The 10,893-nt window shown below is 73.1% G+C and carries 9 protein-coding genes and 1 pseudogene; 6 read left to right on the top strand and 4 right to left on the bottom strand.

Translation table 11 applies throughout. The features are described from left to right. A partial coding sequence (locus E1267_RS45030; RefSeq protein WP_165960056.1) for a hypothetical protein occupies positions 1 to 239 on the top strand: 239 nt, incomplete at its 5' end. A gap of 37 nt (positions 240 to 276) precedes the next feature. Beyond that, positions 277 to 1,452 (top strand): serine hydrolase domain-containing protein, encoded by a 1,176-nt coding sequence (locus tag E1267_RS39520; protein WP_132340745.1) that lies wholly within the window; start codon positions 277 to 279, stop codon positions 1,450 to 1,452. Here the strand turns inward: E1267_RS39520 and E1267_RS39515 are convergent. Beyond that, positions 1,442 to 1,774 (bottom strand): sugar nucleotide-binding protein, encoded by a 333-nt coding sequence (locus tag E1267_RS39515; protein WP_132340743.1) that lies wholly within the window; start codon positions 1,772 to 1,774, stop codon positions 1,442 to 1,444. The genes E1267_RS39520 and E1267_RS39515 overlap by 11 nt on opposite strands. A 28-nt stretch (positions 1,775 to 1,802) precedes the next feature. Next, positions 1,803 to 3,263, bottom strand: coding sequence for a sulfatase family protein (locus E1267_RS39510; protein ID WP_132340741.1), 1,461 nt, complete (start codon positions 3,261 to 3,263; stop codon positions 1,803 to 1,805). A 123-nt stretch (positions 3,264 to 3,386) separates the two neighbouring features. Between E1267_RS39510 and E1267_RS39505 the strand changes: the two genes are divergently transcribed. From E1267_RS39505 to E1267_RS39490, 4 genes are read left to right on the top strand one after another with little or no spacing between them, the layout of a single operon-like run. Beyond that, positions 3,387 to 5,150, top strand: a complete 1,764-nt coding sequence (locus E1267_RS39505; protein WP_281283750.1) for an ATP-binding protein — start codon at positions 3,387 to 3,389, stop codon at positions 5,148 to 5,150. 14 nt (positions 5,151 to 5,164) lie between these two features. Further along, complete coding sequence (locus E1267_RS39500) at positions 5,165 to 6,304, top strand: exonuclease SbcCD subunit D (protein ID WP_132340739.1); 1,140 nt, start codon at positions 5,165 to 5,167, stop codon at positions 6,302 to 6,304. Beyond that, positions 6,304 to 8,724, top strand: a complete 2,421-nt coding sequence (locus E1267_RS39495) for an AAA family ATPase (RefSeq protein ID WP_132340737.1) — start codon at positions 6,304 to 6,306, stop codon at positions 8,722 to 8,724. The genes E1267_RS39500 and E1267_RS39495 overlap by 1 nt, the downstream gene beginning before the upstream one ends. After that, positions 8,721 to 9,665 (top strand): hypothetical protein, encoded by a 945-nt coding sequence (locus E1267_RS39490; RefSeq protein ID WP_132340735.1) that lies wholly within the window; start codon positions 8,721 to 8,723, stop codon positions 9,663 to 9,665. The genes E1267_RS39495 and E1267_RS39490 overlap by 4 nt, the downstream gene beginning before the upstream one ends. Before the next feature lie 42 nt (positions 9,666 to 9,707). Here E1267_RS39490 and E1267_RS39485 read toward each other — a convergent pair whose 3' ends face one another. Both E1267_RS39485 and E1267_RS39480 read right to left on the bottom strand, forming a co-directional pair. Further along, a complete protein-coding gene (locus E1267_RS39485) occupies positions 9,708 to 10,130 on the bottom strand; it encodes a VOC family protein (protein ID WP_132340733.1) in 423 nt (140 codons plus the stop codon). Positions 10,131 to 10,208: 78 nt separating this feature from the next. After that, positions 10,209 to 10,893: pseudogene (locus E1267_RS39480) on the bottom strand (hypothetical protein); the annotation flags it as partial.

The raw sequence follows: 10,893 nt of genomic DNA, 5'->3' as shown, positions 1-10,893 counted from the left end.
GACGCACCCCCCTCTCACCCCTCACCGCGGAGGAGAAGGTCCGGGCCGAGAGGAACTTCGTCCCCCTCGTCGCCGAGCACCTCGCCACCGAAGGCCGGTTCAGGGTCAGCGCCGACACCCCCGAGTCGATCGAGTTGTTCCAGGGGGTCGCCCGCCGGGTGGGCGAACTGCTCGGACGGCCGGTGGTCAGCTACGCCAACGGCCGCTACATCGTGATCGGCTTCGGCCCTGAAGAGTAAGCACCACCCAATCCATACCGACGGAAGGCGATGACGCATGCCCGACATCAGCGGGGAGACCGCACCGGGATTCGAAGCAGTACGTACGGCCTTCGCCCGCAACCTGGCCGACCACGACGAGATCGGCGCCGCGGTCGCCGTCTACCTGCACGGCAGGAAGGTCGTCGACCTGTGGGGCGGCCTGGCCGACCCCGATGAGGGCCGCCGCTGGCAGCGCGACACCCTCCAGATCGTCTACTCCACCACGAAGGCCGTCACCGCCGCCTGCGCGCTCCTGCTGGCGCAGCGGGGCGAAATGGACCTCGACGCGCCCGTCGCTCGTTACTGGCCGGAGTTCGCGGCGCGGGGCAAGGAGCGCATACCGGTGCGCTGGCTGCTCACCCACCAGGCGGGGCTGCCCGTCATCGACCGGCCGATCACCCCGGCCGAGGCGATCGCCTGGGAGCCCATGGTGGAGGCGCTGGCCGCCCAGCGGCCCTCCTGGGAGCCGGGCACGGAGCACGGCTATCACGGGCTCACGTACGGATGGCTCGTCGGGGAGGTCGTCCGCCGGGTGAGCGGCCGCAGCATCGGAGCCTTCCTCGCTGAGGAGATCGCCGGCCCGCTCGGCCTGGACCTGTGGATCGGATTGCCGGAAAGCGAGTTGCACCGGGTCAGCCGGATCGTCACGTCCATGCCCGGCACGGCGGACCTGGCAGGGACGGACCTGGACGCCCTGCCCGAAGCCGTCCGCGAGATGATGCGGGCCTACACCGACCCGACGTCCCTGACCATGCGCTCGATGTCCGTGGTCTCGCCCCCGCTCGACCACAACGACCCCCGCGAGCAGCGGGCCGAGATGCCCTCGACCAACGGCATCTGCACGGCCCGCGCGCTGGCCCGCTTCTACGCCGCCCTCATCGGCGAAGTCGACGGCCACCGCATCCTCACCCCCGCCACCCTGGCGGCGGCGACCGCCGAACAGGTCGCCGGCCTCGACCGCATCCTGCGCATGCCCGTCAGGATAGGCCTCGGCTTCGGCCTGCCGACCCCCGACGCGTTCTTCTACAGCCCCACGACCTTCGGGTTCCCCGGGCTCGGCGGCTCCCTCGGCTTCGCCGACCCGCAGAGCGGGCTCGCGTTCGGGTACGTGATGAACCACGTCAAGGAGGACGGCGAGAACCGGCGCGCCGCCACCCTGGTGGAGGCGGTCCGGAGCGCGATCAGCGGCTGAGGGCTCGGGTGGCCGGCCGGTCCCGCGGCCGAGGAGGCGGATCTACCACGCGGGCCTGTCCCAGCAGCTTTGCCGCGACCCCGGCGGTGAACTTCTCGTCCGTCACCGTCTCCAGCCGCACCAGCGGCCCAGAAGCCGCGCAGCACACCACCGCGTCGGCGTCGGGAACCGTCTGGAACAGCGCGTCCAGTGACGTCCCGTCTTCGAGATCCACCTGGACCGGCCCCCGCCGCGAGGCCGCGACGACCTCGTGGCGGGGGCTCAGGGCGGCCTCGACGGCCCGTCCCACGGTTCCCGACGCTCCGATCACGATCACTTTCATGCGATCCATGATCGCGCGTGGATCGTCGTCACGCGTTGATGATCTCCTCCCTGTACTGGTCGTGCAGCGGGTCACCGGTGGAGCCCATCCAGGCGTCCATGGCGGCGCGCCCGCGCGCCAGCGCCTCGGGCGCGCCCCCGTCGGCGAGGTTGTTCAGCGCGTGGGGGTCGTTCGCGAGGTCGTACAGCTCCTCCCGCACGCGGAGCAGGTAGAACTGCGCACGCGCGGCGATCGCGGGGTCGGTCGAGTCGCGCATCGCGGGCCAGGTGAGGCCCTGCATGTTCTCCGCCCGGTAGTTCAGGCTGCCGTCGGACCAGGCGTTCCAGATGTAGCTCCAGCGCTCGTCGTGGATGCCGCGCATGTCGTAGCGCTGATCGGAGCTGGACTCGTGGAAGACGGTGTTGATGCGGTCGCGCCCTGACTGGCTGCCTCCCTGCAGCAGCGGGGTGAGATCGCGACCGTCCAGCCCCTCGGGGACGGTGGCGCCCGCGGCCAGGCACAGGGTGGGGAAGAGGTCCATCGTGGACACGAAGTGCCGGTCGTCGACGCGGCCCGCGCCGGTCACGCCGGGCCACCGGACGATCAGCGGGGTACGCGTGCACTGCTCGTACACGTTCGCCTTGCCGAACGGCACCGCCATGCCGTTGTCCGACATGAAGATCACGATGGTGTCGCCGGCCAGCCCGGACGCGTCGAGCGCCGCCAGGACCGCGGCCAGCGTGTCGTCGGCGCGCCGGGCGCTGCTCATGTACTGCGAGACCTCCTGGCGGATCTCGGGCACGTCGGGCAGGAACCCGGGCACCTCGGCGTCGTCGGGGCCGTACACCTTGGACGGCTCGGCGATGGTGGCCAGCTCGTCCTTGTCGAACCGCTGCTGCTCGGCGTCGCTGCCGCTGAAGGGCCGGTGCGGGTCCTCGGAGTTGGCCATCAGGAAGAACGGCCGCCCTTCGGCCTTGGCCCGGTCGAACAGCTCCGTCGCGTGCCGCGCGTAGTCGGCGGGGTTGCGCCCCATGCCCAGCTGCGTGTCCGGCCGGACGCTCATGTCCCAGGCGAACCGATCCGGCGGGCCGAGGTGGCCGACCTTGCCCAGGATGCCCGTCAGGTAGCTCAGCGGGTGGAGCAGCTCGTTCAGGATCGGTACGCCGTCGGCGATGTCCTCGAAGCCCTCGGCGCCGTTGCGGTGGGGGAAACGGCCGGTCATCATCGCGGACCGGCTCGGCTGGCAGAGGGCGATCGGCACGTGCGCGTGGTGGAAGGCGACGCCCTCGCCGGCCAGCCGGTCGATGTTCGGCGTGAGATCGGCCCGGCCGCCGAAGCAGCCGGGCGAGCCGCCGTGCATGTCGTCGACGGTGAAGAGCAGGATGTTGGGCGGCCTCGTGTCGCGTGGCCGGGGCGTGTCACTCGACGCGGGCCGTACGCCGAGGCCCGCCGCGACGGCCCCCACGCCCGCCCCGGCCAGCAACGTACGCCGTGTAAGGGGTGTGTTCATAGGTGTGGTGTACCGGCCGGCGCGTTACGTCTCCGTTTCCGGCCGGTACGCCCGATGAGCGGGACGCACTGGTCGGGCCCTACTACGCTCCATGGAAGGGCACCATTGGGGGCGGAGGGATTCGTGACGGTCAACGGGGCGGCGAGCCAGGCGGTGGAGGAGGCCGCACCTGCGGCGGGAGAGGCGGTCGGGCGGGTGCTCGGCACCCAGGCGGCCTCGCCGCTCTCGTTCTGGGTCGGCCTGGAGCCGGGCAAGGTCGTGCAGCTCGACGACGTGGTGGTGACCAGGCGCGACGTGCCCGGCTACGGCCCGGTGCTGGTCGCGGGCGTGGTGACGACCGTCGAGGCCCGGCACGAGGGCGCCGCGTACGACTCCGACGTCTTTCTCATCGCCGACGGCGCGCTGCCCGCGGCCGTGGTCGAGGTGGCCGAGGTGCGGGTGACCAGGGTCGAGCCGGAGGTGTTCGTGCCGCCGCTGCCCGGCGCCAAGGTGCATCTCGCGGGGTCCGACGACCGCGAGCAGGCGCTCTACTTCGACGTGATGGACCGGCGCATCCCGATCGGGATGGGCCGCGACGGCCGGCCGATGTACGCCAACTTCGACTTCCTCGACGGCACCCGCGGCGCCCACGTGTCGATCTCCGGCGTGTCCGGCGTGGCCACCAAGACCTCCTTCGCGACGTTCCTGCTCTATTCGATCTTCAATTCGGGCGTCCTCGACGCCGAGTCGGCCAACACCAAAGCGCTGATCTTCTCCGTCAAGGGGGAGGACCTGCTCTTCCTCGACCACGACAACCTCCGTCTCGACGAGGGCGCGCGCGCCGTCTACGCCCGGCTCGGGCTGCCCGCGCGGCCGTTCGGCAGCGTGCACGTCTTCGCGCCGCCGCGCCCCGGCGACGCCAACGGCGTGCCCCACGTCTCGGCCCGCACCCAGGGCGTGAGCTCCTTCTACTGGACGCTGGTCGAGTTCTGCGAGGAGGAGCTGCTGCGGTTCGTCTTCGCCGACGCCGACGACGAGCGGGCCGGCTACTCGCTGCTGGTGGGGCAGGTCGCGGCCCGGCTGAAGGCGTGGGCGGAGCCGGTGGGCGACGGCGGCGCCGTCATGGTGCGGGGCACCGCCGCGCGCACGTTCGCCGACCTGGTCGAGCTGCTGTCCGACCAGCTGCAGGACGAGAGCACGCGCCAGCAGTGGACCGGCGCGCAGACCCCGCTCGGCACCGTCAACGCCTTCCTGCGCCGGCTGCGCAGCGCGGTGCGCCCGCTGTCGCCGATCGTCCGCGGCGACCTGCCGTTCTACCGCAACCACACCGTCAGCACCTCCGACGCCCAGGTTTCGATCGTCGACCTGCACAACCTTCCGGAGCGGGCGCAGCGGTTCGTGGTGGGCGTGGTGCTGCGCGGCGAGTTCCACCGCAAGGAGTCGTCGGGCACCGCGCGGCCCCTGCTGTTCGTGGTGCTCGACGAGCTGAACAAGTACGCGCCGCGCGAGGGCGACTCCCCGATCAAGGAGATCCTGCTGGACGTCGCCGAGCGCGGCCGCTCGCTCGGCGTCATCCTCATCGGCGCCCAGCAGACGGCCTCCGAGGTGGAGCGCCGCATCGTCTCCAACAGCGCCGTACGCGTCGCGGGCCGCCTCGACCCGGCAGAGGCCGCGAGGTCGGAGTACGGCTGGCTGCCCCCGGCCGTGCGCGAGCGCGCCACGATCGCCAAGCCGGGCACCATGTTCGTCGCCCAGCCGGAGATCCCGGTGCCGCTGGCCGTCGCCTTCCCCTTCCCGGCGTGGGCGACCAGGCCGGCCGAGGCCGCGGCCCCGGCGGTCGCGAAGGCGTCCTCAGGCGATCCGTTCCAGGGGCTGCCCGGCGTCGAAGAAGACATCCCGCCCTTCTGATCACAGGTGGTGACGTGAAGATCCTGCACACCGCGGACTGGCACGTGGGCAAGGTGCTCAAGGGCCGTCCCCGCGTCGACGAGCACCGCGCCGTGCTGCGCGAGCTGGTCGCCGCCGCCCGCGAGCACGACGTGGACGCCGTCATCGTGGCGGGCGACCTCTTCGACACCTCCGCGCCCACGCCCGAGGCGCAGGCGCTGGTGCTGAACGTGCTCATGGCTCTGCGCGGCGACGGCCGCGACGTGGTGGTGCTGGCGGGCAACCACGACAACCCGCAGTTGCTTGAGGTCTACCGGCCGGTGCTCGGCAAGCTCGGCCTGCACGTCATCGGCTCCTTCCGCCGCCCCGACGCGGGCGGCACACTCGCCTTCACCGCCCGCTCGGGCGAGCCGGTGCGGCTGGCGGTGCTGCCGTTCCTGTCGCACCGCTACGTCGTACGCGCCGCCGAGGTCCTGGCCGGCACGGCCGCCGAGCACAACCGCGACTACGCCGCCCGCATCGCCGAGCTGATCGGCGCGCTGACGGCCGGCTTCCACGGCGACACCGTCAACCTGGTCACCACGCACGGCACGCTGCCGGGAGGGGCGTTCGGCGGCGGGGAACGGCAGGCACAATCGATCTTCTCCTACTACTTCGAGCCGACCGCCTTCCCGCCGTCCACCCAGTACGCCGCGCTCGGCCACCTGCACCGCCGCCAGCAGATCCCGGGGCCGTGCCCGATCTGGTACAGCGGCTCGCCCCTCGCCGTCGACTTCGGCGAGGAGGGCAACACCCCCGGCGCGCTGCTGGTGGAGGTCTCGCCCGGCCGCCCGGCCGTGGTGCGGGAGCTGGCGTTCGGCTCGGCCCGGCGGTTGCGTACGGTGCGCGGCACGCTGGAGCAGCTGGAGGGCCTGGAGCAGGGCGACGACTGGCTCAAGGTGATCGTGGAGGAGAAACCCCGCGTGGGTCTTGCCGACGACGTGCGCGAGCTGCTGCCGGGCGCCGTGGACGTCATGCTGGACGAGCGGTTCAGGCCGGTGCCGGCCACGCGCAGGGCCGGCTCGCCCGAGCGCGGCGCCCGCGAGTTGTTCCGCGAATATCTCACCGCCACCGGGCGGCACGACGACCAGGTGGCCGCGCTGTTCGACCGGCTCCACGACGAGGTGACCGGCTGATGCGCCCGCTGCTGCTCCAGCTCGACCGCTTCGGCAGCTTCCGCGAGCCGGTGAGCGTCGACTTCTCCGACACCGAGTACTTCGCGCTCGTCGGCCCCACCGGCGCGGGCAAGAGCACGATCATCGACGCCATCTGCTTCGCCCTCTACGGCACCGTGCCGCGCTGGGGCAAGGAGAACGTCATCGCCCACGCCCTGGCGCCCTCGGTGTCCTCGGGCAAGGTGGCGCTGGTCTTCGACAGCGGCGGCCGGCGCTACGGCGTGGTCAGGGCGATGGTCCGCGACAGCAAGGGCGCGGTGCGGACGAAGGAGGCGCGGATCGACGAGCTCGACCCGTCCGCGCCGCTGGAACAGGCGTACGAGGCGGTGGTCAGGCCGCTCGCCGAGGGCGAGAACGTCACCCCCGAGGCGCAGCGGGTGACCGGCCTGGAATACCGGTTCTTCACCCAGTGCGTGGTGCTGCCCCAGGGCCGTTTCGCGGAGTTCCTGCACGCCGCGCCCCGGGAGCGGCAGGACCTGCTGGTGCAGCTGCTCGACGCCGACGTCTACGAGCTCATCAGGCAGCGGGCCGTGCAGGAGGAGGAGCAGGCCAAACGCGACGCCGCCTTCGCCCGCGACCAGCTCGGCAAGTTGTCGGGCGCCACGGCCGAGGCCGAGCAGGAGCTGGCCGACCGGCTGGCGGCGCTGCGGGGACTGGGCGAGACCATCGGCGCCGACCTCGACCTGCTGCGGGCGCGCGAGGCCGACATCCGGCGGGCCGAACAGGAGCGCGCCACCGTGGCCGAACGCCGCTCGGTGCTGGCGTCTTTGCGCATGCCGGAGGCGGTGCCGACACTCGCCTCGGCACGCCGGGCCGCCGCCGAGTCGGTCGAGACGCTGGCCGCCGAGGTCGCGACGCTGGAGGCCGACGAGCACGAGGCGTACGAAGCGCTGGCCTCGCTCGGCGACCGTGGCGCGCCACGGGAGGCGCTGGCCGCCCTGGACGCCCGCGAACGGCACGCCGCGCAGGCCGCCCGCGCCCGCGCGGAAGCGGTGGCGGCCGCGGAGCCGCTGCCGGGCCTGGCAGCCGAGCGGGAGGCAGCCGAACAGGCGCTGGCCGCCGCCGAGGCGCAGCGCGAGCGCCTGCGCGACGCCCACGCCGCCGCCCACCTCGCCCCCCGGCTGGCCGTGGGCGAACCCTGCCCGGTCTGCCGGCAGTCGGTTGCCGAGCTGCCCCGCCACGAGCCGCCCGCCGACATGCGCACGGCCGACCGCGCACTCGCCGGAGCCCGCGACAGGGCCGAGCGCGCCAGGTCCGCCCATGCCCGGGCCGAGGCGTCGGCGTCGATGCTGGCCGGGCAGGCCGACCGGCTGGAGGCCGAGCTCGCCGCGCTGCCCGAGCCCGGCGACCGGGCCGGACTGGAGGGCCGGCTGGCCGCGATCGCCAAGGCCGAGGAGATCGCGGGCCAGGCCCGCACCGCCTTCCGCGCCGCCAGGGGCAGGCTCGACCGGGCGCGCACCGAGACCGAACGCATCGAGCGGCAGGCCGAGTCCGCCTGGCGCACCCTCGAATCCGCCCGCGACCGGCTGCTCGTCTCCGGCGGCCACGACGACCCGCCGCCGCCGCTCACCCGCGACGACCTGCACCGCGCCTGGACCGACCTGCTCGCCTGGCGCGACCGGGCGGGGCAGGCCGCCCAGGCCGCGCTCGCGGCCTGCGACGAGCAGCTCGCCCAGGCGGGCGAGACGCTGGCGCGCGACCGTCGCGGACTGGGCGAACGCCTGGCCGAGCACGGCGTCGTCCCGCCGCGCGACGCCTCGCCCGACCAGCTCGGCGCGGCCGTCGCCGGAGCCGCCGCCCGTGTGGAGAGCGCGCTCGACCGCGTCAGGGACGACCGCCGGCGCGCCGCCGACCTGGACGCGCAGGTCACCAGGAAGGAGCACGAGGCCAAGGTCGCCCACGAACTGGCCCTGCGCCTGCGCGCCAACGCCTTCGAGCGGTGGTTGTGCGCCGAGGCCCTGGCGGTGCTGGTCGCGTCCGCGTCCGAGACGCTGCGCGAGCTGTCCGACGGCCAGTACGAGCTGACGCTCAGCGACAGGACCGGCGACATCGAGGTCGTCGACCACGGCGAGGCGGGCATGCGGCGCAGCGCCCGCACCCTGTCCGGCGGCGAGACCTTCCAGGCCGCCCTCGCGCTCGCCCTGGCGCTGTCGGGGGCCGTCGCGAAAGGGCTCGACTCGATCTTCCTCGACGAGGGCTTCGGCACGCTCGACCCCGCCACCCTCGACACCGTGGCCACCACCCTCGAACGCCTGGCGGCTGGGCAGGACCGCATGATCGGCGTCGTCACCCACGTACCCGCCCTGGCCGAACGGGTGCCGGTACGCTTCGAGGTCAGACGCGACGCCAAGGGCTCCCATGTGCGGAAGGCGGCCACGTGACCGGTTTCACCGTCGACCCGTGGGATCCCGGCTACGCCGCGGCCCTCGCCGTCGAGGCCCTGTCAGAGCTGGGCTCCACCAGCGCCGAGCTGGTGCTCGACGTCGAACGCCCGGCCGCCGACTGGAAACCCGTCACGCCGGGGCCCGACGCCGACCCGCCGCGCACCCTGCTGGTCGCCGACGGCGTGCGCAGGATCGACGCCCGCGTGTGGGTGCACGACCCCGGCTCGGCGATGCCGGTGCCCGGCATCGCCGCCTCCTACGCGGCGGGCATCGTCAGGTGCGGCCGGGACGGCGCCGACCTGGCGGAGATCCAGGTCAACCGCACGCTGATCTCCGCGTCGCCGGACACGCCCGAGGTGAAGACCGGCCATGCCCTCTACCGCCCGAGCAAGGCCGCCGACTCCAGCTTCGAGGAGCTGTCGCTGGCGCTGCAGCGCCAGGTCACCCAGCTGGAGGTCGACCTCGCCGTACGCCACCGGTCGGCGAGCGACGACCTGCTGCTGGTGGACGGGCCGCTGCGGGGACGCACCCACCTGCCGCGCACGGTCGGCTACATCAAGACCCACCACACCGCCTACCTGCCGTCGCCGCAGTCGGGGGTGGTGGCCGCGCTCGCGCCTGGGCAGCGTACGCCGGTGTTCCTCATGGGCACGAGCTGGCGGCGGCACGCCTGGTACGTACGCCTGCCCGTCAGGTCCGCGGCCCCGTGGGCGGGTGTGGCGCGCTGCGAGGCCGGCGCCGACCTCGATCCCGCGCAGGTGGTGCGGCTCGCCGACGCGCTGACCCTGGCCCTGCCCCCGCTGGCGGGGGTCGACTACAAGGACCCCCGCGCGCCCCAGAACCTGGTGCCGATCGGCGGGCTGGAGAAGCTGCTCCGCCACCACCTGGGGGACGCGCGCCTGCTCTACCGCGCGCTGCGCAACGCGGCTCGCGACTAGCGCGCCGCCCAGCCTGGCCGCCCGCTCAACCCGGCCGCTCGCTCAGCCCGCCGCGAACACCTGTGCGTCGTCGGCGAACGCCTTGAACTCCAGGGCGTTGCCTGCCGGGTCGAGCAGGAACATCGTCCACTGCTCGCCGGGCAGGCCCTCGAACCGCAGGTACGGCTCGATGACGAAGCCGGTGCCGGCGGCGCGGAACCGGTCGGCGAGGTCATGAAATTCCGGAATTGTCAAGATCAGCCCGAAGTGCGGGACCGGCACGTCATGGCCGTCCACCGGGTTGTGCACCCGCTCCGTACGCGCGGGCGCCAGGTGCGTGACGAACTGGTGGCCGTGCAGATTCCAGTCGATCCAGGTGTCGGAGCTGCGGCCCTGGGCGCAGCCGATGAGCTCGCCGTAGAAGTGGCGGGCCGCGTCCAGGTCATCGACGGGAACGGCCAGGTGGAAGCGGGGAATCATGGGCATCGGGAACGCCTGCCTTTCGATAGTCGAGCGAACACACGCCCACCCTGCCCGCCGGCCGCCCCCTGACGCCAGCGCCGCCTACCAGCCCTCGTCGAAATCGCAGATCTTCACCGTGGCGCTCTGCCTGGTGCGCGTCGGCTCGATCACCTCGAAGACGACGGTGTACGTGCCCTCCTTCTTCCACACGATCGACGGCAGAAGCGGCTTCGACGACGCGTTGCCCACCTTCGCGCCCTGGCTCTGTCCGTCGAGCAGCCACCGGTAACTGTAGGAGCCGGTGGCGGACACCTTCGCCCAGATGTTCATGTCATAGCGCCAGCAGCCCTCCATCCGGATGCCCTCGTAGTCGAACGACACCGATTTCACCCCGCCCGGCTTCCTCGTCCTGGTGGGTTTCGCGGTGGTGGGCCGGGCAGACGGCTTCGACGTGGGCTCCGTGCTCTTCGCAGGCTTCGGCGTGGCCCTGGCCCTGGTCCTGGTGGGCTTCGAGGTCTTCCTGCCGGGGCGTCTGCCGGCCGACGGGTCCAGCTCAGCGGGCGACTGCTTCTTGTCCGCGACCGTACGAGAAGCGGTGGGGGAGGAGGGAGCGGCGACGGTGGCGGTGCCCGCGTCGCCGGGTGGCGTGGGAAGCCAGACCCGGGCGGCCGCCAGCCCGCCCGTCACGATCACCGCGGTCGCGCCGGCGAGCACCGCGACGCCGAGCCGCTTACGGGACACCGGGCGGGTGGGACCGGTCCGGCCATGCGGGCCCTCCGGCGACGAC

The sequence above is a fragment of the Nonomuraea longispora genome, assembly GCF_004348345.1.
GTDB lineage: Bacteria > Actinomycetota > Actinomycetes > Streptosporangiales > Streptosporangiaceae > Nonomuraea > Nonomuraea longispora.
This window is presented reverse-complemented; position numbering and strand designations above follow the sequence as displayed.

What these genes read in the sequence shown, in the direction of transcription:
- E1267_RS39485 (WP_132340733.1), bottom strand. Translation starts at nt 10,130, where the DNA reads ATGCCCATGATTCCCCGCTTCCACCTGGCCGTTCCCGTCGATGACCTG.
- E1267_RS39495 (WP_132340737.1), top strand. Translation starts at nt 6,304, where the DNA reads ATGCGCCCGCTGCTGCTCCAGCTCGACCGCTTCGGCAGCTTCCGCGAG.
- E1267_RS39515 (WP_132340743.1), bottom strand. Translation starts at nt 1,774, where the DNA reads ATGAAAGTGATCGTGATCGGAGCGTCGGGAACCGTGGGACGGGCCGTC.
- E1267_RS39520 (WP_132340745.1), top strand. Translation starts at nt 277, where the DNA reads ATGCCCGACATCAGCGGGGAGACCGCACCGGGATTCGAAGCAGTACGT.
- E1267_RS39510 (WP_132340741.1), bottom strand. Translation starts at nt 3,263, where the DNA reads ATGAACACACCCCTTACACGGCGTACGTTGCTGGCCGGGGCGGGCGTG.